Source organism: Streptomyces paradoxus, from assembly GCF_014202475.1.
In the GTDB taxonomy this organism is placed as follows: domain Bacteria; phylum Actinomycetota; class Actinomycetes; order Streptomycetales; family Streptomycetaceae; genus Streptomyces; species Streptomyces paradoxus.
Map to the genome: position 1 here is coordinate 41,282 of NZ_JACHGV010000017.1, position 21,815 is coordinate 63,096.

The 21,815-nt window shown below is 72.0% G+C and carries 20 protein-coding genes and 1 pseudogene; 15 read left to right on the top strand and 6 right to left on the bottom strand.

Features of this window, described 5'->3' with window-relative positions; genetic code table 11:
- The first annotated feature begins 383 nt into the window (after positions 1-383).
- Entirely contained in the window at positions 384-2,096 is a 1,713-nt protein-coding gene (ctaD, locus tag HNR57_RS35760) for an aa3-type cytochrome oxidase subunit I (RefSeq protein WP_184566963.1), read from the top strand.
- Entirely contained in the window at positions 2,093-2,467 is a 375-nt protein-coding gene (locus HNR57_RS35765) for a hypothetical protein (RefSeq protein WP_313675718.1), read from the top strand. Before ctaD ends, HNR57_RS35765 begins: the two co-directional genes overlap by 4 nt.
- Before the next feature lie 9 nt (positions 2,468-2,476).
- On the opposite strand, the gene HNR57_RS35770 is transcribed toward HNR57_RS35765, so the two are convergent.
- Positions 2,477-2,641: a hypothetical protein gene (locus HNR57_RS35770; RefSeq protein WP_184566965.1), complete on the bottom strand. Its 165-nt coding sequence runs from the start codon at positions 2,639-2,641 to the stop codon at positions 2,477-2,479.
- A 514-nt stretch (positions 2,642-3,155) separates the two neighbouring features.
- Here HNR57_RS35770 and HNR57_RS35775 point away from each other — a divergent pair.
- The 5 genes from HNR57_RS35775 (at position 3,156) to HNR57_RS35795 (ending at position 8,455) form a co-directional block, all read left to right on the top strand.
- Positions 3,156-5,192, top strand: a complete 2,037-nt coding sequence (locus HNR57_RS35775; RefSeq protein ID WP_184566967.1) for a glycoside hydrolase — start codon at positions 3,156-3,158, stop codon at positions 5,190-5,192.
- 68 nt (positions 5,193-5,260) lie between these two features.
- Positions 5,261-6,226: a glycoside hydrolase family 6 protein gene (locus tag HNR57_RS35780; protein WP_184566969.1), complete on the top strand. Its 966-nt coding sequence runs from the start codon at positions 5,261-5,263 to the stop codon at positions 6,224-6,226.
- A gap of 184 nt (positions 6,227-6,410) precedes the next feature.
- Positions 6,411-7,403 carry a dihydroxyacetone kinase subunit DhaK gene (gene dhaK, locus HNR57_RS35785; RefSeq protein WP_184566970.1) on the top strand — a complete coding sequence of 331 codons (993 nt, stop codon included), beginning with the start codon at positions 6,411-6,413 and terminating at the stop codon, positions 7,401-7,403.
- A 49-nt stretch (positions 7,404-7,452) separates the two neighbouring features.
- Positions 7,453-8,052 (top strand): dihydroxyacetone kinase subunit DhaL, encoded by a 600-nt coding sequence (gene dhaL / locus HNR57_RS35790; RefSeq protein WP_184566972.1) that lies wholly within the window; start codon positions 7,453-7,455, stop codon positions 8,050-8,052.
- The gene (locus HNR57_RS35795) at positions 8,045-8,455 is read left to right on the top strand and encodes a PTS-dependent dihydroxyacetone kinase phosphotransferase subunit DhaM (RefSeq protein WP_184566974.1); all 411 of its coding nucleotides are present in this window, start codon (positions 8,045-8,047) and stop codon (positions 8,453-8,455) included. Before dhaL ends, HNR57_RS35795 begins: the two co-directional genes overlap by 8 nt.
- 64 nt (positions 8,456-8,519) lie before the next feature.
- Here HNR57_RS35795 and HNR57_RS35800 read toward each other — a convergent pair whose 3' ends face one another.
- A complete protein-coding gene (locus HNR57_RS35800) occupies positions 8,520-9,218 on the bottom strand; it encodes a glycoside hydrolase family 75 protein (RefSeq protein ID WP_184566976.1) in 699 nt (232 codons plus the stop codon).
- Positions 9,219-9,627: 409 nt separating this feature from the next.
- Between HNR57_RS35800 and HNR57_RS35805 the strand changes: the two genes are divergently transcribed.
- A complete protein-coding gene (locus tag HNR57_RS35805; RefSeq protein ID WP_184566978.1) occupies positions 9,628-10,617 on the top strand; it encodes a fibronectin type III domain-containing protein in 990 nt (329 codons plus the stop codon).
- A gap of 170 nt (positions 10,618-10,787) precedes the next feature.
- Complete coding sequence (locus tag HNR57_RS35810) at positions 10,788-11,318, top strand: hypothetical protein (protein ID WP_184566980.1); 531 nt, start codon at positions 10,788-10,790, stop codon at positions 11,316-11,318.
- A gap of 85 nt (positions 11,319-11,403) precedes the next feature.
- On the opposite strand, the gene HNR57_RS35815 is transcribed toward HNR57_RS35810, so the two are convergent.
- Positions 11,404-11,955, bottom strand: a complete 552-nt coding sequence (locus HNR57_RS35815) for a PadR family transcriptional regulator (protein ID WP_184566982.1) — start codon at positions 11,953-11,955, stop codon at positions 11,404-11,406.
- Positions 11,956-11,983: 28 nt separating this feature from the next.
- Positions 11,984-13,999: an NADPH-dependent 2,4-dienoyl-CoA reductase gene (locus tag HNR57_RS35820; RefSeq protein WP_184566984.1), complete on the bottom strand. Its 2,016-nt coding sequence runs from the start codon at positions 13,997-13,999 to the stop codon at positions 11,984-11,986.
- 97 nt (positions 14,000-14,096) lie between these two features.
- On the opposite strand from HNR57_RS35820, the gene HNR57_RS35825 reads away from it, so the two are divergent.
- Entirely contained in the window at positions 14,097-15,266 is a 1,170-nt protein-coding gene (locus HNR57_RS35825) for a M20 family metallopeptidase (protein ID WP_184566986.1), read from the top strand.
- A 7-nt stretch (positions 15,267-15,273) separates the two neighbouring features.
- Here the strand turns inward: HNR57_RS35825 and HNR57_RS35830 are convergent, their stop codons facing one another.
- A complete protein-coding gene (locus tag HNR57_RS35830; RefSeq protein WP_184567119.1) occupies positions 15,274-15,642 on the bottom strand; it encodes a hypothetical protein in 369 nt (122 codons plus the stop codon).
- 250 nt (positions 15,643-15,892) lie between these two features.
- Between HNR57_RS35830 and HNR57_RS35835 the strand changes: the two genes are divergently transcribed.
- On the top strand, positions 15,893-17,995 hold the full coding sequence (locus tag HNR57_RS35835; RefSeq protein WP_184566988.1) for a SpoIIE family protein phosphatase: 2,103 nt from the start codon (positions 15,893-15,895) through the stop codon (positions 17,993-17,995).
- Here HNR57_RS35835 and HNR57_RS35840 read toward each other — a convergent pair.
- Positions 17,943-18,791 carry a putative protein N(5)-glutamine methyltransferase gene (locus HNR57_RS35840; RefSeq protein WP_184566990.1) on the bottom strand — a complete coding sequence of 283 codons (849 nt, stop codon included), beginning with the start codon at positions 18,789-18,791 and terminating at the stop codon, positions 17,943-17,945. The two genes, HNR57_RS35835 and HNR57_RS35840, sit on opposite strands and share 53 nt — an antisense overlap.
- A 309-nt stretch (positions 18,792-19,100) precedes the next feature.
- Here HNR57_RS35840 and HNR57_RS35845 point away from each other — a divergent pair, with 309 nt between their 5' ends.
- The 4 genes and pseudogenes from HNR57_RS35845 (at position 19,101) to HNR57_RS35860 (ending at position 21,726) form a co-directional block, all read left to right on the top strand.
- Positions 19,101-19,475 (top strand): MarR family winged helix-turn-helix transcriptional regulator, encoded by a 375-nt coding sequence (locus HNR57_RS35845; protein WP_376772331.1) that lies wholly within the window; start codon positions 19,101-19,103, stop codon positions 19,473-19,475.
- 110 nt (positions 19,476-19,585) lie between these two features.
- Complete coding sequence (locus HNR57_RS35850; protein ID WP_184566994.1) at positions 19,586-20,191, top strand: sulfite oxidase-like oxidoreductase; 606 nt, start codon at positions 19,586-19,588, stop codon at positions 20,189-20,191.
- A complete protein-coding gene (locus HNR57_RS35855; RefSeq protein ID WP_184566996.1) occupies positions 20,184-20,939 on the top strand; it encodes a ferredoxin reductase in 756 nt (251 codons plus the stop codon). The genes HNR57_RS35850 and HNR57_RS35855 overlap by 8 nt, the downstream gene beginning before the upstream one ends.
- A gap of 201 nt (positions 20,940-21,140) precedes the next feature.
- Positions 21,141-21,726 (top strand): annotated as a pseudogene (locus HNR57_RS35860) (Rv1733c family protein).
- Positions 21,727-21,815 lie beyond the last annotated feature (89 nt).

Consider the following 21,815-nt stretch of genomic DNA (forward strand, 5'->3'; position numbering starts at 1 on the left):
CCGCACGCAGCGGTGTCCACCTCTCGGGGCCCGCCCTGGGTTACCGAGTGCCGCGCCCGCGCCGGAACAAAACGTGACACAGACCTAGAAACCGCTTGCGTCGAAAAGGCGCCGGTGCGGTGTCGCCCGCCGGGCCGGGGGCACTCGGCCCCTCCCCTCGGCACGACGAGGAGGATCCTCACCGGACTCACCGGCCTTCCCGTTTCCGCCGCGGGCGCCGCGATCGTGCGCAAACGGCGTTGAGCCCACCGTCCGGTCGAATGGATCACTCCGCCATTCGGCCCACGGACACTCGGCGACAGACAAGGGTGACGAACCGGACGGAATAGGTTCCTCCCGGGCGGATGACCGTCCGTGCACCTTTGCTGCCGAGCGAGGAACTGATGGCGACACACACTGAACCGGTTGCGCCCGTACCGGCGCTGGAGCGCCGCGGCCGGGGGAAGGTGGTCGTCTCCTGGCTGACGACCACCGATCACAAGAAGATCGGGCACCTGTATCTGATCACGTCGTTCGGGTTCTTCCTGGTCGCCGGTGCGCTGGCGATGCTCATCCGGGCCGAGCTGGCCCGGCCGGGGCTGCAGATCGTCTCCAGCGAGCAGTACAACCAGGCGTTCACCATGCACGGCACGATCATGCTGCTGCTGTTCGCGACGCCCACCTTCGCCGGCTTCGCCAACGCCGTCATGCCGCTGCAGATCGGCTCGCCCGACGTGGCCTTCCCGCGGCTGAACATGCTCTCGTACTGGCTGTTCCTCTTCGGCGGCCTGATCGTGCTCGGCAGCTTCCTCACCCCGCAGGGCTCCGCCGACTTCGGCTGGACCGCGTACACCCCGCTCAGCGGCGGGGAGCGCACCCCTCAGGTCGGCGGCGACCTGTGGATCATGGGTCTGGCGCTGTCGGGCTTCGGCACCATCCTCGGCTCGGTCAACTTCATCACCACCATCATCTGTATGCGCGCCCCGGGCATGACCATGTTCCGGATGCCGATCTTCACCTGGAACGTGCTGCTCACCTCGGTGCTGGTGCTGCTGGCCTTCCCGGTGCTGGCCGCCGCCCTGCTGGTGCTGGAAGCGGACCGGCGCTTCGGGGCCCAGGTGTTCAACGCCGAGAACGGGGGCGCGGTCCTGTGGCAGCACCTGTTCTGGTTCTTCGGCCACCCCGAGGTCTACATCCTGGCGCTGCCGTTCTTCGGAGTGATCACCGAGATCATCCCCGTCTTCGCCCGTAAGCCGATCTTCGGTTACACCGGTCTGGTCGGCGCCACCATCTCCATCGCCGGGCTGTCGGTGACGGTGTGGGCGCACCACATGTTCGCGACCGGCGCGGTATTGCTGCCGTTCTTCTCTTTCATGACGTATCTGATCGCCGTGCCGACGGGCGTGAAGTTCTTCAACTGGATCGGCACCATGTGGCGGGGCTCGCTGTCGTTCGAACCACCCATGCTCTGGGCGCTCGGCTTCCTGGTCACCTTCCTCTTCGGCGGCCTGACCGGCGTCATCCTGGGCTCCCCGCCGCTCGACTGGCACGTCACCGACAGCTACTTCGTGATCGCCCACTTCCACTACGTGCTGTTCGGCACCATCGTGTTCGCGATGTTCGGCGGATTCAGCTTCTGGTGGCCGAAGATGACCGGCACGATGCTCGACGAGCGCCTGGAGAAGATCCACTTCTGGACGCTGTTCGTCGGTTTCCACACCACGTTCCTGGTGCAGCACTGGCTCGGCGCCGAGGGCATGCCGCGCCGCTACGCCGACTACCTGGCCGCCGACGGTTTCACCGCCCTCAACACCGTCTCCTCGATCGGCGCGTTCCTGCTCGGCCTGTCGACCCTGCCCTTCCTCTACAACGTGTGGCGGACCGCCCACAAGGGCGAGAAGGTCGAGGTCGACGACCCCTGGGGCTACGGCCGCTCCCTGGAATGGGCCACGTCCTGCCCGCCGCCCCGGCACAACTTCCTCACCCTGCCCAAGATCCGCTCCGAGTCCCCGGCCTTCGACCTGCGTCACCCGGACGTGGCGAGTCTCGACGAGGCGGAGAACACCGGGCAGCGCGACGTGCTCGACGCCGAGGGGCACAAGGGCGACCGGCGGTGAGACGCGGCAGGCGCGGGACTCCGGACGGCGAGCCGAGCAGCGTCCTGGCCGACGAGACCGAGGGCTACCTTCTCGCCCACGCCCACCGTCACCAGGCCCGGCGCGAGGCCGAGGAACTCTGCGCGCGGCTGCCGTGGCTGACGACGGCCCAGGCGGAGGAACTCACCGCCCACTACGTCCGCCGGCGCCTCGACGTCACCCGGCAGCTGATGCTCGGCACGGTGCGGCGAGCCGCAGAGCTGCGGGAGGAGTACGAGAGGCGCTACGCCGAGCTCCGGAGGGCCCTGCTGCGGCGTCACGCGGCCGGCGCCTGCGCGGTCCTGGCCTGTGCCGCCGGTGTGGGCGCGGTGGCCGGTGTGCTCATCCGCTGACGGTCCGGATCAGCGGCCGTAGCCGTCCTCCCGGGGAAGCGACCCGGCGTCGGTACGGCGGCCCGGGCGGCGGGCGGCGTGGCGTTCACCCGGGCCGAGGCCGTTCCGGGCGGCCAGGGCGTCGGCCACAAGACCGGTGACAAAGCCGTGGACGGCCGTGTGCAGGCCGTCCACGACGAGTTCCGCGCGGGGCCAGGTGGTGGGCGGGACGCCGACTCGCGACCGGCGCCAGGCACTTACCTGACGCTTCCAGGGGTTCGAAATTTCGCATGCCATTCGGAAACTAGCAGCGCCAGATATGACAGATGGGAGCTCGAACATGTCATCACTATGAGCGTCTCTATCGAGCAGGCAGCTGACCTGCCACTATCCAGCCATCTAGCTTCGAATGTTTCGACATGAGTAGCGAATCCTGCGAGAAGGATTGACGGGCCCCACGGTCCTCCTATCATCCAGAGTGCTCGACACATCGATGCACGTTCGATATTTCGAACCAGATGCGCGCTCCTCTCGCGCACAGCAAGGCACCTCCCGGTAAGCCACACCACGCCACGGCCGAGCCATGCAGGGAGAACGCCACACATGGATATGTCATGGCTTCATCAAAGGCTGTCATTCGAGCTGCCCGCGCCGTGAACCGGCCCACGGATCGCACCACCAACCCCCCACCCACCCCACGAGGAGACCCATGAACCTGCTGAAACGGCTCGGCTGTCGCCGGGCCTCGGTCCTCGGCCTGCTGGCCGCGACCGTCCTGGTGACTCCCGGGACGGCGACCGGCGCGCCCGACGACGTCCGGGCCGGCACCCTGGGTGCCCAAGCGGCCCAGTCCGGGCGGTACTTCGGAGCCGCCGTGGCCGCCGGGAAGCTCGGCGACGGCACGTACACCGGCATCCTGGACCGTGAGTTCAACTCGGTCACGGCCGAGAACGAGATGAAGTGGGACGCCACCGAGCCGTCCCGGGGCTCGTTCACCTTCAGCCGCGCCGACCAGATCGCCCAGCGCGCGCAGGCCCGCGGTCAGCGCCTGCGCGGACACACCCTGGTCTGGCACTCCCAACTGCCCGGCTGGGTCAACTCCATCAGGGACGCGAACACGCTGCGCGGCGTGATGAACAACCACATCACCACCGTGATGAACCGCTACAAGGGACGCATCCACTCCTGGGACGTGGTCAACGAGGCCTTCGCGGACGGCGGCAGCGGCCAGATGCGCGGCTCGGTCTTCCGGGACGTGCTGGGCACCGGCTTCGTCGAGCAGGCGTTCCGCACGGCGCGGTCGGCCGACCCGGCGGCCAAGCTCTGCTACAACGACTACAACATCGAGAACTGGAGCGACGCCAAGACCCAGGGCGTCTACCGGATGGTGCGCGACTTCAAGTCGCGGGGGGTGCCCATCGACTGCGTCGGCCTCCAGGCCCACTTCGGCGCCGGCGGCCCGCCCGGCAGCTTCCAGACGACGCTGTCGAACTTCGCCGCCCTCGGGGTGGACGTCCAGATCACCGAGCTGGACATCGCGCAGGCGCCGCCGACCGCCTACGCGAACACGGTCCGGGCCTGCATGAACGTGGCGCGCTGCACCGGCATCACCGTCTGGGGCATCCGCGACAGCGACTCCTGGCGCAGCGGCGAGAACCCGCTGCTGTTCGACCGCAGCGGCAACAAGAAGCCGGCGTACAACGCGACACTGACGGCGATGGGCGGCACGCCCACCACCACTCCCACCCGCAGCGGCACGCCCGCCGGCTCCAACGGCGCCACCAACGCCGCCGCTCTGCCCGGCCGTTACGCGTGGAGCTCCAGTGGCACGCTGATCTCGCCGAAGTCGGACGCGACCCACAACATCGCCGGGATCAAGGACCCGACGGTCGTCCGGTACAACGGCAAGTACCACGTGTTCGCGAGCACCGCCGGCTCCTCCGGCTACAACCTGGTCTACCTGAACTTCAGCGACTGGTCCCAGGCCGGCTCGGCCACGCACCACTATCTGGACCGCAGCGCCATCGGGAAGGGGTACCGGGCCGCGCCGCAGGTCTTCTACTACGCGCCGCAGCGCCTGTGGTACCTCGTGTACCAGACGGGCAACGCCTCGTACTCCACCAACCCGGACATCAGCAACCCGAACGGGTGGAGCGCGCCGCGCCACTTCTACTCGTCGATGCCGGACATCATCAAGCAGAACATCGGCGACGGCCACTGGGTCGACATGTGGGTGATCTGCGACAGCGCCAACTGCTACCTGTTCTCCTCCGACGACAACGGGCACCTGTACCGCTCGCAGACGACCGTCGGCCAGTTCCCGAACGGCTTCACCAACACCGTCATCGCGGCACGGGACTCGAAGTACGCGATGTTCGAGGCGAGCAACGTGTACAAGGTGCAGGGCAGTAACCAGTACCTCCTGCTCGTCGAGGCCATCGGATCGGACGGCCGGCGCTACTTCCGCTCCTGGACGTCGAACAGCCTCGCCGGATCCTGGACGCAACTGGCCGCGTCCGAGAGCAACCCGTTCGCACGGGCCAACAACGTCTCCTTCCCCTCGGGCTCCTGGACCCGGGACATCAGTCACGGCGAGATGATCCGGGCCGGCCACGACCAGACACTGACCATTCCGGCCTGCCGGCTCCAGTACCTGTACCAGGGCCTGAACCCCAGCGCGGGTGGCAACTACGACCTCCTCCCGTGGCGGCTCGGCCTGCTGACCCAGACCAACTCGACCTGCTGACCGACCCTGCCCCGGGGAGCGCTTCCGGCAGGAGCGCTCCCCCCTGTCAGAATGCCGAGGTACCCGTCATGCACCGCAGACTCCTCGCCCTGGTGGCAGCGCTCTCCGCACTGCCGCTGGCGCTCGCCGCCGCCCCGGCCGCCCACGCGGCGGACCCGACGACCATGACCAGCGGGTTCTACGTGGACCCCGACTCCAGCGCGAAACGGTGGGTCGCCGCCAACCCCGGTGACGGCCGGGCGTCCGCGATCAACGCCTCGATCGCGAATACCCCGACGGCCCGCTGGTTCGGCTCCTGGAGCGGCACCATCGGCACCGCCACCGGCGCGTACACGGGCGCCGCGGACGCGCGGGACAAGCTGCCCGTCCTCGTCGCCTACAACATCTACAACCGCGACTACTGCGGCGGACACTCCGCGGGCGGGGCCTCCTCGCCGTCCGCCTACCGAAGCTGGATCGCCCAGTTCGCGGGCGGGATCGCCGCCCGCCCGGCCGTCGTCGTCCTCGAACCGGACTCGCTCGGGGACTACGGCTGCATGAGCCAGGCGCAGATCGACGAACGCGAGAGCATGCTGACCGGAGCGCTCGCCGAGTTCAACCGTCAGGCCCCCAACACCTGGGTCTACCTCGACGCCGGCAACCCCGCCTGGGCGAGCGCGGCGACCATGGCCCGGCGTCTGCACGAAGCGGGTGTCCGGCAGGCCCACGGTTTCTCGCTCAACGTCTCCAACTACCTGACCACGGCCGAGAACACCGCGTACGGCAACGCCGTCAACAGGGAACTCAGCGCCCGGTACGGCTACACCAAGCCGTTCGTGGTGGACACCAGCCGCAACGGCAACGGCTCCAACGGCCAGTGGTGCAACCCTTCAGGCCGCCGTATCGGCACCCCCACCCAGCTGGGCGGAGGCGCCGAGATGCTCTTGTGGATCAAGGTGCCGGGCGAGTCCGACGGCAACTGCGGCGTGGGAGGCGGATCTTCGGCGGGCCAGTTCCTCCCGGAGGTCGCCTACAAGATGATCTACGGCTACTGATCCATCGCGGAACCACCTGTCCGGCGGGCTGGAAGCGGCTCCCATCCCTGCGAGTCGCTTCCGGGGGCATCGAGGGCGCGGTGCCGAAGTCGGCGACAGCCAAGATCGACAACTGGTCAAACGTAATGTGGCCTGCGAAGCTGGAGTTCAAGGGCTCATCTACTAGGTTGTCTAGGAGGTTCCCGTGAAGATGCTGATCAACGTCCCGGAGACCGTGGTCGCGGACGCGCTGCGCGGTCTGGCGGCTGCCCACCCGGAGCTGACCGTGGACGTGGAGAACCGGGTGATCGTGCGGCGGGACGCCCCCGTCGCCGGGCAGGTGGGGCTGGTCTCGGGCGGAGGCTCGGGGCACGAGCCGTTGCACGGTGGTTTCGTGGGTCCCGGCATGCTGTCGGCGGCCTGTCCGGGCGAGGTGTTCACCTCCCCCGTGCCCGACCAGATGCTGCGCGCGGCCGCCGCCGTGGACAGCGGGGCCGGCGTGCTGTTCATCGTGAAGAACTACACCGGTGACGTGCTCAACTTCGACATGGCCGCCGAGATGGCCGAGGACGAGGGCATCCAGGTCGCGAAGGTGCTGGTCAACGATGACGTGGCGGTGACCGACAGCCTGTACACGGCCGGGCGGCGCGGCACGGGCGCGACCCTGTTCGTGGAGAAGATCGCGGGCGCCGCCGCTGCCGAGGGCATGCCTCTGGAGCGGGTCCAGGCCATCGCCCGGCAGGTGAACGAGAGCTCCCGCAGTTTCGGGATCGCGCTGAGCGCCTGCAGCACCCCGGCCAAGGGCAGCCCGACCTTCGATCTGCCGCCGGGTGAGCTGGAGTTGGGGATCGGCATCCACGGCGAGCCGGGCCGGGAGCGGCGCGCCATGATGACCTCCGGCGAGATCGCCGAGGCGGCCGTCGAGGCGGTGGTGGAGGACCTGCAGCCGCGCAATCCGGTGCTGGTCCTGGTCAACGGCATGGGTGCGACGCCGCTGCTGGAGCTGTACGGCTTCAACGCCGAGGTGCACCGGGTGCTCGCCCAGCGCGGCGTCCCCGTGGCCCGCGTCCTCGTGGGCAACTACGTCACCTCCCTGGACATGGCGGGCGCCTCGCTCACCCTGTGCCAGGTCGACGAGGAGCTGCTGCGGCTGTACGACGCGCCGGTGAAGACCCCGGGTCTGCGCTGGGGCGTGTGACACACAGGGGGTAGAGGATCACCACGTACCTACCAGGCAAGGAGATCCAGTGCTCGACGCCGATTTCTTCCGCCGTTGGATGACGGCCACCGCCGCGTCCGTCGACCGCGAGGCGGAACGGCTCACCGCCCTCGACTCCCCCATCGGGGACGCCGATCACGGCAGTAACCTCCAGCGCGGGTTCACGGCCGTCGTCGCCGCTCTGGAGAAGGAGGCCCCGGCCACGCCCGGCGCCGTCCTGACCCTGGCCGGACGCCAGCTGATCTCGACGGTCGGCGGCGCCTCGGGGCCGCTGTACGGGACGCTGCTGCGCCGTACCGGCAAGGCGCTGGGCGATGCCGACGAGGTCAGCGCTGAGCAGCTGGCCGAGGCCTTCCGGGCGGGGGTGGACGCGGTCATGACGCTCGGCGGTGCCGCCCCGGGCGACAAGACCATGATCGACGCGCTGGTGCCCGCGGTGGACGCGCTCGGCGACTCGTTCACGGCGGCCCGGACCGCCGCGGAGGAGGGCGCCGTGGCGACGACGCCCCTGCAGGCCCGCAAGGGCCGGGCGAGCTATGTGGGCGAGCGCAGCATCGGCCACCAGGACCCGGGCGCCACGTCGTCGGCGCTGCTGATCGCAGGACTCGCGGAGGCCGCCGGTGAGTGACGAGCAGCTGGTGGGAATCGTGCTGGTGTCGCACAGCGCGCAGGTGGCCGCCTCGGTCGCCGAGCTGGCGAAAGGGCTCGCCGGCGGCGGCCCGGCGGTGCCCGTCGCTCCGGCGGGCGGCACCGAGGGCGGCGGACTGGGGACGAGCTCGGAACTGATCGCCGCGGCGGCCGCGTCCGTCGACCGCGGCGCCGGGGTCGCCGTCCTGACCGACCTGGGCAGCGCGGTGCTCACGGTGAAGGCACTGCTCGCGGAGGGCGACGAACTCCCGGAGCGGACACGCCTGGTGGACGCGCCCTTCGTGGAGGGGGCCGTGGCCGCGGTCGTCACGGCGTCCACCGGGGCGGACCTGGCAGCGGTGGAGGCGGCCGCCACCGAGGCGTACACCTACCGGAAGGTGTGAGCGACGACTGCGGCCGGGCCCGCCCGGCCGCGGTCCCTCCGCGCCGTGACGCCTCGTCAGCCGCTCACTCCGCGATGGCCCGGGTCCCGTCGGTGAACCGCTTCGCCACCCGCTCCCCCTCCGTCACGGCCGCCGCGTGGTCCTCGATGGGCGACACCTTGGTTTTCTTGAAGACGATGTAGGTGACGCCGGAAGGGGCGCCGCCGCCGTGCGGGTCGGCGCGGATACCGAGGGCCTTGGCGGTCGCGTAGGACGCCTCCCCGATGATGCCCTGCGGGCCGGTGTCGCCGACGACCGCGTACTGCACCCGGTCGCGGTGGACGACGGCCACCACCGACCCGCCGCCGATGCCGTGGTCCCGGTAGTCCCAGAGGCCGCTCGGCGCGGGTACGACGATGAAGGGCAGACGTTCGGCGCTCAGCGGGCGGCCGTCGGACTGGGTGTAGGCCGTGCTCGCGGAGAAGTACGGGTCGGTGCGGCTGTTGCAGCGGGGCCCTGGGCGGCCGTCGCAGTCGATGTCCATGTCGGCCTTCCAGAACACCGCGTCGGGGGTGCCGCAGACCGGGATGTTCGCGGGAGCGCCGTTGTCGCTGCGGTAGCGGCCGCGCGACACGGGAGCACAGTCCCGCACCTTGGCGAGCAGTTCGGCGGCACTGACGGTGTTCTCGCGCCATACCGCGGGGTGGATCTGTGCGGCGGGCGGTGTCGTCGGGGCGAGCAGGGCGGCGCTGGCCGCGGCCAGGGTGAGCGACTGGACACGCACGATACGGGAGCCTCTCGTGGGGGACCTGACGGGCACTCAGCCCAATCTGGGCCCGGGGCGATCACCCGGCCACCCTTGGGGGGCCGGACGGTGCACGTCCCCAACCTCCGACAGGGGCCGGGGGCCTGAGTCCGTGTGAGACTCCGGCCGCCCCGGCCGCCCGCGCCGGCGCGGGACCTGCGACGACAGCTGTCCGCGCGACAGGCCTGAACTCCCCGGATTCCGCCAGGAGTTCGGCCGTGAGGACCTTCAGCATACGTAACTCTCCCGGGCGATCGCGTCCGGCGGGGGTGACGCTCTTCACCGGAGGCGGCTTCCGCGCCACGGGCGACGCCCTCTTGATGTGATCGCGCCAACCACGTCATATTGGTCCGGACCATTCACATGTGCCACCCCGGGAGGCAGTGCCGTGCGAAGCCGTTCCGCCGCCCCCTCGTCCCTCCTGCGTCGCCTGGCCCTCTGCGGCACGCTCGTGCTGGTCGCCTCCTGCGGCCGGGCCGGAGCGGAGGAAGGGGGCGGCGGTGCCGCTCCCGGCGCGCCCACGGGTGTCACCGCCGCGGCGGGCAGCGCGACGAGTGTGCACGTCATGTGGAACGCGACCGCCGGGGCGGAGGCCTACGAGGTGTATCGCGGCACCACGAAGGTCACCGAGGTGCCAGGTTCGAAGCACATGGTGGACGTCCCCAGGCTGCGGCCCTCGACGCGCTACGTCTTCTCCGTACGGGCGCGCGGCGCCGACGGGCGGCTCGGGCCGCCGAGCCGCCCGGTGCGGGCGAGGACGCCCGGGGCCGTCGCGGACGACCGCTCCGCGCCGACCCGCCCGGCGGCGCCCGCGGGCCGGGCGGCCGGAAGCCGGGCCGTCCAGCTGTCCTGGTCCGCCTCGACGGACCACCGGGGCGTGGCCTCGTACGACATCCACCAGGGAGCCACGAAGATCCACAGCGTGGGCGGCGGCCAAACGGCCACGGTGCTCACGGGGCTGCGGCCCGGCACGGACTACGTGTTCACCGTCCGGGCCCGGGACGCGGCCGGCAACGTCTCCCCCGCCAGTGCCGCCGTCCGCCTCACCACCCCGGGCACGGGCGACGGACGCGCCACGGCCCCCACGGGCTTCCGGGCGACGAGCCACCGTGAGGACGGGGCGTACCACGTCGACCTGAGCTGGGTGCCGCCCCGCGTGGACGGTGAGATCGCCGAGTACCAGGTCCAGCTGGACGGCCGGCCCGCCACGTCCCTGGTGTACGGCGGCAGCGTGCCGCGCGACCGGGCCACGTACAGCTTCTACGTGGGGCGCGAAGCCGGTGTCACCCACCGGGTCCGCGTCCGGGCGATGCTGCCGGACGGCACCTGGGGAGGTTTCTCGGCGGAGCGGGCGGTGACGACGGGCGCGGGGCGCTGACGTACCCCGCCGCATCGGCCGGCAGCGGGAAGCCGTCACCTGCACGGGGGCGCTCGGAGTGCGGCGGGGGCCCGGGGCGCTTTGGCTGGCCCCGAGGCAGCACGGGCGTTCCCCGACCCTCGGCGGCGCAAGGGATGTACCGCCAACCGTGCCGCCGGAGGGCAGTCCACATGCGCAACTCATCGTCAGTTCTCCGCTCCGGCCTGACCGTGGCAGTCGCCGCGCTGCCCCTCGCCCTGGCTTCGGCCGCTGTCGCGGGCCCGGGCATCTCCGTGAGCACCACGGGGTCCACGGTGTCGGTCACGACCAGTGCGTGCACCCAGATCAACGGCAGCTGGGGCACCGCCTCACTCCTCACCAGCAGCCAGGGCAGCTTCGCCCAGGGCCGCCAGGTGACGCTGTCGGGGACGGCCACGAGCCAGTCCGCCGCCTGGTCGAGCGTCACCCCGGGCACGTACACCGTGATCGTCATCTGCTCGGACGGCACCACCGCGGGCACTCAGTCCGTCGTGGTCTCCACCGCCCCCTCACCCTCGCGGTCCGTGACCCCCTCCCCGTCCCGCGGCGTCATGGGCGGGATCGGCGGGTCCTCGACGGACTACGGCACCGTCACGCTGGTGGCGGGCGGCACGCTGGTCGGGGCGGGCCTGCTCGGGACGGCCTGGTACCTGCGCCGGCGCAACAAGCCGCACCGGCTCTGATCCGGTGCGAACGGCGGCCCGCACCTTCCGAAGCGCTCCGGTCGGGCGGGCCACCGTCATGTCGCGGCGAGGACGGGCAGGACGCTCAGGTCGGTTCGCCGTCCGGGAGTTCCGCGAAGTCCGCCAAGGCGCGCCGCAGCCACTGGGTCCAGAAAGTCTCCAGGTCGATGCCGGCCCGCAGCACCAGATGCCGCAGCCGGTCCTCGGTGCCGTCCCGGCCGGGCGGGAAGTCGCGCTGCTCGATCTCCTCGTACTCCGCCAGCTGCCGCTCGTGCAGTTCCAGATGGCGCCGCAGATCGGTCTCCAGGCCCGCCGTGCCGACCACGGCCGCCGCCCTGAGCCGCAGCAGCAGGGTGTCGCGGTGCGGCTTGGGGTCCTGGGACGCGGCAGTCCAGCGGGCCAGTTCGGCGCGGCCCGCGGGCAGGACCTCGTAGCTCTTCTTCTGCCCGCGGGCCGGCTGCTGTGACGGCAGGGCCCTGATGAGGCCGTCGGCCTCCAGTTTCCCGAGCTCGCGATAGATCTGCTGGTGCGTCGCCGACCAGAAGTAGCCGATCGACCGGTCGAACCGGCGGGTCAGCTCCAGCCCGGACGACGGCTTCTCGAGCAGGGCGGTGAGGATCGCGTGCGGGAGTGACATGGCCTCATCCTAGGGACGCGTCAGCGCACTACAGGGCGGCCGCGAGCTCGGTGCCCTGCTTGATGGCGCGCTTGGCGTCCAGCTCGGCGGCCACGTCGGCGCCGCCGATGAGGTGCGCGCTGCACCCGGCCGCGAGCAGTTCCTCGTACAGGCCGCGGCGGGGCTCCTGGCCCGTGCAGAGCACGATCGTGTCGACCTCCAGCACCGTGCTCTCCTCGCCCACGGTGATGTGCAGTCCGGCGTCGTCGATCCGGTCGTAGGTCACGCCCGGGACCATGGTGACGCCGCGGTGCTTGAGCTCGGCGCGGTGGATCCAGCCGGTGGTCTTGCCGAGGCCGGCGCCGACCTTGGAGGTCTTGCGCTGGAGCAGGTGGACGATGCGCGGCGGGGCGGGCCGCTCCGGCGCGGCGAGGCCGCCGGGCCCGCGGTAGTCCATGTCGACGCCCCACTGGCGGAAGTACGTCTGCGGGTTCTCGTGCGCCTTGTCGCCGCCGTCGGTGAGGAACTCGGCGACGTCGAAGCCGATGCCGCCCGCGCCGAGGATCGCGACCCGGTCGCCGACGGGGACGCCGTCGCGCAGGACGTCGAGGTAGCCGACGACGCTCGGGTGGTCGACTCCGGGGATCTCGGGGGTGCGCGGGGTGACGCCGGTGGCGACGACGACCTCGTCGTAGCCGTCGACGTCCGCGACCGTGACGGGCGTGTTCAGCCGGATGTCGACCCCGTGCCAGTCGAGCTGGGTGCGGAAGTAGCGCAGCGTCTCGTCGAACTCCTGCTTGCCGGGCACCTTGCGGGCGACGTTGAGCTGGCCGCCGATCTCGCTCGCCGCGTCGAACAGCGTCACGTCGTGCCCGCGCTCGGCGGCGGAGACCGCGCAGGCCAGCCCGGCCGGTCCGGCGCCGACGACCGCGACACGCTTGCGCAGCCGGGTCGGGGAGAGGACGAGCTCGGTCTCGTGGCAGGCGCGCGGGTTGACCAGGCAGGAGGTGATCATGCCGCTGAAGGTGTGGTCGAGGCAGGCCTGGTTGCAGCCGATGCAGGTGTTGATCGCCTCGGGGCGGCCGGCCGCGGCCTTGGTGACGAAGTCGGGGTCGGCGAGCATGGGGCGGGCCATCGACACCATGTCGGCGGCGCCCTCGGCGAGCAGCTCCTCGGCCAGTTCGGGGGTGTTGATGCGGTTGGTGGTGACGAGCGGGACGGACACCTCGCCCATGAGCCGCTTGGTCACCCAGGTGTACGCGCCGCGCGGCACGGAGGTCGCGATGGTGGGGATCCGGGCCTCGTGCCAGCCGATGCCGGTGTTGATGATCGTCGCCCCGGCGGCCTCCACGGCCTTGGCGAGAGTGATCACCTCGTCGAGCGTCGAGCCGCCCGGGACGAGGTCGAGCATGGACAGCCGGTAGATGACGATGAAGTCCTCGCCGACCGCCTCGCGCACCCGGCGCACGATCTCCAGCGGGAAGCGCGTCCGGTTCTCGTACGAGCCGCCCCAGCGGTCGGTGCGGTGGTTGGTCTGCAGGGCGATGAACTCGTTGATGAGGTAGCCCTCGGAGCCCATGATCTCGACGCCGTCGTAGCCGGCCTGCCGGGCGAGACGGGCGGCGCGGACGTAGTCCTCGATCGTCCTCTCGATGTCGGCGTCGGTGAGCTCGCGGGGCGGGAAGGGGCTGATCGGCGCCTGGACCGGGCTCGGGGCGACGAGGTCCTTGTGGTACGCGTACCGGCCGAAGTGCAGGATCTGCATCGCGATCCGCCCGCCCTCGCGGTGCACGGCGTCGGTGATGACCCGGTGCTGCTCGGCCTCCGCCTCGGTGGTGAGCTTCGCGCCGCCCTCGTAGGGGCGCCCCTCGTCGTTGGGGGCGATGCCGCCGGTGACGATCAGGCCCACTCCCCCGCGGGCGCGGGCGGCGTAGAAGGCGGCCATGCGCGCGAAACCGCCCTCGGCCTCCTCCAGGCCCACGTGCATGGAGCCCATGAGGACCCGGTTGGGCAGGGTCGTGAAGCCCAGGTCGAGGGGGGTCAGCAGGTGCGGGTAACGGCTCATCGGGCCCTCCGTGCGCGGTGTCGTGCCTGTAGTTGTAGAGGACTACCGACGGTTTATGCAACTAGTTGCACAAGGTGATGGAGGGCACAGTAGGGCCATGACCAGGGACCTTGGACCGCTGAGCGCGGTGGTGGACCTCGCCGGTGAGCTGATCCGCCGCCCGAGCCGGGCCGGCCTCGACGACCACGAACCCGTCCTGGCGCTTCTGGAGGACTGGCTCACCCGTCGCGGGCTGCCGCACCGCCGGCTCCACGACGACACCGGCCGCCCGGTCGCGCTGCTGGTGGAGATCGCCGGGGGCCGGCCCGGGCCCTGGTGGGCGCTGGACGCCTGTGTGGACACCGCCCCGTACGGCGACGAGAGGGCCTGGTCCTTCCCGCCCGCCGCCGGGGACGTCGTCGACGGCCGGCTGCGTGGCCGGGGCGCGGCGGACTCGAAGCTCGCCGCCGCCCTGTTCTGCCACATCGCGGCCGAGCTGCACGGCCGGGCGGCCGGGCTGCGCGGCGGGCTCGCGGTGCTGCTCGACGCCGACGAGCACACGGGCGGCTTCGGGGGCGCACGGGCCTATCTCGCCGATCCGGACGCGGCCCGCCCGGCCGGGGTGATGATCGGCTACCCCGGTCCCGACGAGGTCGTGGTCGGCGGGCGCGGGCTGTGGCGGGCCCGGATCGCCGTGCACGGGACGTCAGGGCACTCCGGGTCGCGCCGGGAGGTGGTCGGTGCGGTGTCGCGGGCGGCGCATCTCGTACGGCTGCTGGACGCGTCCCCGCTCCCGGGCGTGAGCGGGGAGTTCCCGCTGCCACCGAAGCTGACGGTGACCTACTGCCACGGCGGCGAGGGCTTCTCCGTCGTCCCGGACCGGTGCGAGATCGGCGTGGACGTCCGCACCACGCCGGGCTTCGGCGCCCGTGCCTCCGAGGATTTGGTCCGAGCGGCGGTGGCGGAGCTGGACGCGGCGCTGCCCGCCCCGCGCCCGACGGAGGTCACGGCGGTGACGTCCTGGCCGCCGTACCGGCTGGCGGAGAACGAACAGCCGGCCGTCGCTCTCCTGGGCGCAGCGGCCGCGCAGGGGCTGCGGGTGCGGGCCAAGACCGCGGGCCCGTCCAACATCGGCAACCTCCTCGCGGCCGAGGGCATCCCGGCCACGGCCGGCTTCGGCCTGCCCTACGCGGGGCTGCACGGCGTGGACGAACAGGTGGACCTGGCGAGTCTGCCGGTGGTGCACGCCGTCTACCGGCGGGCCGTCCTCGGTCTGCTGACAGGGTGAGTGGCGGTCACCTGCTCTGCAGGCGCACGTGGAGTTCCTTCTCCTGGTCGCCGGAGACCGTGCTCAGATCGTGCACGTCGAACAGCGAGTCCAGAGTCGTGCGGAACCGTTCGATCGCCCAGTAGCCGCCGTGCAGGTCGGCTTCCACGGAGGACGACAGGTGCACCGGTCGCGCGCCTTCGTGCTCGTCGGCGACGTCGAAGGTGCCGAGCCACACCGTAGGGCGGGTGTCGTGCAGTTCCTCGGGTACGTCGTCGGCGCACCGGTCGGACTCGAAGCAGGAGCACAGCGCGTCGAACACGATCCGGGCGTCGTGCTTGCTGCACCCGCTGATCTCCACCGAGACGGAGTGGGGGTGCGGTCGCTCGTGGTCCATCGCCATCGTGATCGCTCCTCTCGTGGCCACCGGATGCCGTATCCGCCCCTACCCCAGCAAAGCACCACCTTCCGGCGAGCACTACCGGCGGTGCCCCGCTTCCGGTGACGCGTTTGCGGGGCGGCACGCGCCGCGCTGGGAGATGGTGGAAGGTGACGGAAGGGGCCTTCGGGAAGCGGCTCCGCGCGGTAGAACATGGGGTGTCGGCACACGACGGCGTGTCGCGAGGACGGCGAAGGCGGGGCGTGGGATGAGTGCAGCCGGGTCTCCCGAGTCCGAGGGTGACGGTCCGGTGCGCGGGTCGGCGCGCCCGAGCGGGCTGCTGGACGTGCTGCGCGTGGCCTCGGTGGTCCTGGACGCCAAGGGCCGCATCGTGCTGTGGAGCCCGCAGGCCGAGGAACTGTTCGGGTACGAGGCACGGGAGGCGCTCGGGCAGTACGCCGCCCGGATCATGGTCCACGAGGAGCACGTCGACCTCGTGGTCAAGCTGTTCGCCGACGTCATGGGCACCGGGCAGAGCTGGGCCGGGGCCTTCCCGGTCCGCCGCAAGGACGGCGGCACCCGGCTGGTGGAGTTCCGCAACATGCGGCTGCTGGACGACCAGGGCGACGTCTACGCGCTCGGACTGTGCGCCGACCAGACGACCGTGCACCGGCTGGAGCGGGAGGTGGCGCTGTCGACCCGGATGATCGCGCAGTCCCCGATCGGGCTGGCCGTGCTGGACACCGAATTGCGGTACGTCTCGGTCAACCGGGCGCTGGAGGAGATCAACGGCGTGCCGGCCGAGGAGCACCTGGGCCGCACCCCGCGGGAGGTGGTGCCCCGGATGGACGTCGACGCTCTGGAGAGTGCGACGCGCCTCGTTCTGGAGACGGGCACACCGGTCGTCGACCAGTCCACGGTCGGCCGCACCCCGGCCGACCCGCACCAGGATCACGCCTGGTCGGTCTCGCTGTACCGGCTGGAGAACGCCTTCGGGACCGTGCTGGGCGTGGCCGTCTCCATCGTCGATGTCACCGAGCAGTACCGGGCGGGCATCGAGGCCGAGGCCGCCCGACGGCGGCTGGCCCTGATTGCCGACGCCTCGGGGCGGATCGGCACCACGCTGGACCTGGACCGCACGGCCCGCGAGCTGGCCGAGGTAGCCGTGCCGGAGCTCGCCGACATCGCGGCCGTCGACCTGCTGGACGCGGTGGTGCAGGGCCGGCGTACCAGCCTGGGCCCCGCCGAGTCGGCCGTGATCCGCGCGCTGGCGGTGCAGGGGTACGACTCCGCCGAGGCGCTGGAGGCGGCCGACCCGCCCGGGCAGGTGGCCCGCTACGCTCCCGACCGGCTCGTCACCCAGTGCGTGCGCACGGCGAGCCCCGTGATGCTGCCGGAGGTCAAGGACGCGGACCTGGACCGTATCGCCCGCTCCTCCGAGGCGGCCGAGCTGCTGGGCCGGGCGGGGGTGCACTCCTATCTGGCCGTTCCGCTGATCGCGCGGGGCGAGGTGCTGGGGGCGCTGGACCTCAAGCGCACCCGCAACCCGCTGCCGTTCAGCGAGGACGACCTGCTGCTGGCGCGTGAGCTGGCCGCCCGGGCCGCCGTGCAGATCGACAACGCCCGCTGGTACCAGAGCGCCCGCGAGACCGCGCTCACCCTCCAGCGCAGTCTGCTGCCCAGCCATCCGCCGGTGACGGGCGGGCTGGAGGTCGCCTCCCGCTACCAGCCGGCCGGGGCCACGAGTGAGGTCGGCGGCGACTGGTTCGATGTGATCCCGCTGGACGGCGGCAAGACGGCGCTCGTCGTGGGCGACGTGATGGGCAGCGGCATCCCCGCGGCGGCGGCCATGGGGCGGCTGCGGACGGCGACCAACACCCTCGCCGCCCTCGACCTCGATCCGAACGTGCTCCTGGAGCACCTCGACAAGATCACCGCAGGCTTGGAACAGACCATCGCCACCTGCGTCTACGCCGTGCACGACCCCCATCTGCGCCAGTGCCGCATCGCCAACGCCGGACATCTGCCGCCGGTGCGCGTCCGGCCCGGCCGGTCCCCGGAGCTGCTCGACCTGCCGACCGGGGTCCCGCTCGGCGTGGGCGGTGTCGCCTTCTCCACCACCACCGTCGACCTCGAACCCGGCGACCGGCTGGTGTTCTACACCGACGGCCTCGTCGAGACCCGGCGTGACCCGCTCGACGAACGGCTCGGCACCCTGCTGTCCCTGCTCGACGGGCCCGACCGGCCGCTGGAGGAGGTCTGCGACCTGCTGCTGCGCACGCTGCACGAGCCGGACAACTTCGACGACGTGGCACTGCTCATCGCGCGGGCGACCCCGCCGGACCGGGGGCTTGCGGGGCCTGCGGCCTGACGCCGGTCACCACATGGGCGTACAGCTCCTCGGACACGGCCAGCCGTGTCGCCAGGCCGGCGCGAGCGAAGGCCTCGACGGCGGCCGGGGCCTGGTGCCGGCTCGTCTCCACCAGGACGCAGCCGCCGGGGGCGAGCCAGCGGGGCGCCTCGGCCGCGACCCTGCGCAGCACGTCGAGGCCGTCCGTGCCGCCGTCGAGGGCCACCATCGGCTCGTGGTCCCGGGCCTCCTGGGGCAGCAGGCCGATCTCGTCGCTCGGCACGTACGGCACGTTGGCCGCCAGGATGTTGACGCGGCCGCGCAGCGCGACGGGCAGCGCCTCGAACAGATCGCCTTGGTGGACCTGGCCGCCGGTGGCGGCGATGTTGCCGCGGGCGCACCGCACGGCAACCGGGTCGATGTCGGCGGCGTGCAGTTCGATGTCGCCGAGCGCGGCGGCCAGCGCCGCTCCCACGGCGCCCGAGCCGCAGCACAGGTCCACGACGACACTCGCCCCGGGCGCCCGCTCAAGGGCCTGCTCCACCAGGAACTCGGTGCGCCGGCGCGGCACGAAGACACCGGGCGCTACGGCGATGCGCAGACCCCGGAACCCGGCCCAGCCGACGACGAGTTCGAGCGGCAGGCCCGCGACGCGGCCCTCGACCATGGCGGTGGCCTCGGCCGGGGTGCGTGCGGTGGCGAGGATCAACTCGGCCTCGTCCTCGGCGAAGACGCACCCCGCGGTGCGCAGGGCGGCGACGACCGCGTCACGGGACGGCGGCGTGGCAGGGGGCACGGAGGAAGACACAGACGGCATGAAGCCCAGAGCCTTTCGGGAACCGAAGGGCGCTCCGGCGATCGCCTACGACCGGCGATCCGCGCGACGTCGAGAGGAGAGCACCCGAGCTGACACAGCGGTAATGGGTCTCACCTCCTCGGCTTCCGACGGCCGGGTCCTCCCCGGCCGGACGGCAACCCTACCCGACGGACCGGCCGCCCCGGACGGCGAGCGTGACACCGCCCGGTCAACTGGTTGGGTTGTGCAACCATGGGAGGAGCCGTGCAGCACCGTGGTGAGGGAGGTCCCGTGCACAGCGCCGACGCCGTGGAGACCATCCAGCGGGAGATGACGGTCTTCGCCCGCCGCGCCCGGGCCGCGGCGGGCCGGATGCACCCCGAGCTGTCGCTGGTGTCGTACACCCTGCTGGGGCACCTGGAGGAGAGCGGCGGTTGCCGGGCCACCGACCTGGCCGCCCACTACGCCCTGGACAAGTCCACCGTCAGCCGCCAGGTGGCCGGGCTGGAGAGCGCAGGTCTCATCGAGCGCCGCCCCGACCCGGCGGACCAACGCGTCCAGGTCCTGCACCTGACGCGCTCCGGGCGGGACATCCTGTCCCAGGTCACCGAGAGCCGCCGGGCGGCCTTCCGGGAGCGCCTGGCCGGCTGGCCGGCGGAGGACCTGAACCGGTTCGCGGAGTACCTCGTGCGCTACAACGCGTAGGCCGGTCCCGGCCGGCGGGGCCGGGACACCCTGCACGTACGGTTGAGGGCGCAATCACCGAGCACACCGGTCCGGCGGGGCACCGCCGGCCGGCCCGGAGGCACCACCGCATGCACATCACCCGAGGCTTCACCGGGCGACCGCGCGTCGCCGACCCCGGTCTGCCGCCCGGCCAGTACGACGCGGGCGACGACTGGCCCGTGCTTTCCGCCGAGGTAACTCCCGAGCTGGCGCCCGCCGACTGGACGTTCCGCGTCGACGGCCTGGTGGCCGAGCCCCGCACCTGGGACTGGGAGGAGGCGCACCGGCTGCCGCCGTCGGCGTACGAGGGCGCCATCCACTGCGTGACGAGCTGGTCGAAGTTCGGGGTGCGCTTCGCGGGCGTGTCCCTGGACGCGTTCCTAGATGTGGCCCGGCCCCATGTGTCGGCCACCCATGCCGTCGCCTACTCGCACACCGGCTACACGGCGAACCTCCCGCTGGCCGACCTGACCGGCGGACGCGCCTGGATCGCCTGGGAGTACGACGGAAAGCCCCTCGCCCCCGAGCACGGCGGCCCGGCACGGCTGCTGGTGCCGCACCTGTACTTCTGGAAGAGCGCCAAGTGGATCGCGGGCCTGCGGATTCTCGACCACGACGAGCCGGGCTTCTGGGAGAAGAACGGCTACCACGAGCGGGGCAACCCGTGGGAGGAGCAGAGGTACTCCGGTGACTGAGACCTTCGTGCCCCCCACGCGGTTCGCCGTGCCCGGGCGCATCGCCGTGAGCGAGCAGGCCGCGTCCGAGTGGCAGACCGCCACCATCACCGGGATCCGCCGCGAGACCCCGCGGGTGGCCACCTTCCGGCTCGCGGTGCCCGGCTGGCCGGGGCACCTGCCCGGCCAGCACCTGATGGTGCGGCTGACCGCCGAGGACGGTTACGCGGCCCAGCGGCACTACTCGATCGCCTCCGCGCCGGACGGCACCGGGCAGATCGAGCTGACCCTGGACCACGTCGAGGGCGGCGAGGCGTCGGGCTGGTTCCACACCGTCGCCCGGCCCGGGGACCGGGTCGAGGTGCGGGGGCCGGTGAGCGGCTTCTTCGCCTGGCCTGGCGACCGGCCCGCGCTGCTCATCGGGGCCGGCTCCGGCGTCGTACCGCTGATGTCGATGATCCGGCACCACCGGGCCCGGAAACTCACCGTGCCGCTGCGGATGGTGGTGTCCGCGCGCAGCCCCGAGGAGCTCGTCTACGCCCGGGAGCTGGGCGCGGAGACGACCCCGGTCTTCACCCGGAGCGCGCCGGATGGTGTGGCGGTAGGACGTATGGCGGCCGCACATGTGGCGCCACTCCTGGCCGAGCAGCCTTCCGGTGGGTGGGAGGCCTATGTGTGCGGCTCCAACTCCTTCGCCGAGCACGCCTCCCGGCTGCTCGTGACGGCCGGTCAGCCGGTGGACCGGATCCGCATCGAGCGTTTCGGCTGACCCCGGCGTTTCGCCGCGGTCGCGCCGGGCACCCAGCCGGAGGGCCGGCGCAGGGCGGTCCCGCCGTGCGTACGGCCGGGGGCGATCGACGGGCGCCGGAGGGGGTACTCCGTCCGTGAGGGCACTCGCACGCGTGGCGCGGAGGGAGCGGCGGCGCACGGCCGCTCCGGGCCTCCGGCCGGTGACCGCGAGGAGGTGTACATGGGAACCCGGGTGCGCGGCTGGCGTTGGCGGAGCAGTCCGCTGCGGCGCCGGTCGGATGTCATCGAGGCGTGGACGGTGCTGGTGGTCGCCGTCCTCATCCTCGTGGGCGCGCCCCTGGCCGGAACGGCCGCCGCCCGGTGGGCCCACGGCGAGGCGCGGTCGGTGTCGGCCGAACAGCGGGCCGAGCGGCACCGTGTCCGGGCCGAGGTGGTCGACCGGAACGACGACACCCTGCCCTCGGTGCAGGCCGGTGGGCAGCACGCCTACCGGGCCACCGTGCGCTGGACCGAGCCGGGCGAAGGCACGCGCACCGCGACGGCCCGGGTTCCCGCGGACAACCCGGCAGGGGGAGACCGTGGACGTCTGGTTCGACGAGCGGGGCCGGAACGTGCTGCCGCCGGTGGACGACTCGGCGGTCTGGCAGCACACCCTCACCATCGGTACCTGCGCCGCGGGCGGCGCGGTGCTCGTGGTGCTCGTCGGCCACTTCCTCGTACGCCGGGTGGCGCTGCGCCACCGGCTCGCCGAGTGGGACCGGGCGTGGGCCCGTACGGAACCGCAGTGGACGCACCGCGACGCGTGAGACACGGCGTCGGACATCCGCCGCGTCGCACATCCGCGCCGGTGGCCGGTGCCCCGGAGCCAGGCCGGAAAAGCACCCTGGTCAGCCCT

Excerpts from the sequence above, each read along its gene's own strand:
- ctaD (WP_184566963.1), top strand. The coding sequence starts at position 384 with ATGGCGACACACACTGAACCGGTTGCGCCCGTACCGGCGCTGGAGCGC.
- HNR57_RS35775 (WP_184566967.1), top strand. The coding sequence starts at position 3,156 with ATGAACCTGCTGAAACGGCTCGGCTGTCGCCGGGCCTCGGTCCTCGGC.
- HNR57_RS35780 (WP_184566969.1), top strand. The coding sequence starts at position 5,261 with ATGCACCGCAGACTCCTCGCCCTGGTGGCAGCGCTCTCCGCACTGCCG.
- HNR57_RS35810 (WP_184566980.1), top strand. The coding sequence starts at position 10,788 with ATGCGCAACTCATCGTCAGTTCTCCGCTCCGGCCTGACCGTGGCAGTC.
- HNR57_RS35815 (WP_184566982.1), bottom strand. The coding sequence starts at position 11,955 with ATGTCACTCCCGCACGCGATCCTCACCGCCCTGCTCGAGAAGCCGTCG.
- HNR57_RS35820 (WP_184566984.1), bottom strand. The coding sequence starts at position 13,999 with ATGAGCCGTTACCCGCACCTGCTGACCCCCCTCGACCTGGGCTTCACG.
- HNR57_RS35825 (WP_184566986.1), top strand. The coding sequence starts at position 14,097 with ATGACCAGGGACCTTGGACCGCTGAGCGCGGTGGTGGACCTCGCCGGT.
- HNR57_RS35830 (WP_184567119.1), bottom strand. The coding sequence starts at position 15,642 with ATGGACCACGAGCGACCGCACCCCCACTCCGTCTCGGTGGAGATCAGC.
- HNR57_RS35835 (WP_184566988.1), top strand. The coding sequence starts at position 15,893 with ATGAGTGCAGCCGGGTCTCCCGAGTCCGAGGGTGACGGTCCGGTGCGC.
- HNR57_RS35840 (WP_184566990.1), bottom strand. The coding sequence starts at position 18,791 with ATGCCGTCTGTGTCTTCCTCCGTGCCCCCTGCCACGCCGCCGTCCCGT.
- HNR57_RS35845 (WP_376772331.1), top strand. The coding sequence starts at position 19,101 with ATGACGGTCTTCGCCCGCCGCGCCCGGGCCGCGGCGGGCCGGATGCAC.
- HNR57_RS35850 (WP_184566994.1), top strand. The coding sequence starts at position 19,586 with ATGCACATCACCCGAGGCTTCACCGGGCGACCGCGCGTCGCCGACCCC.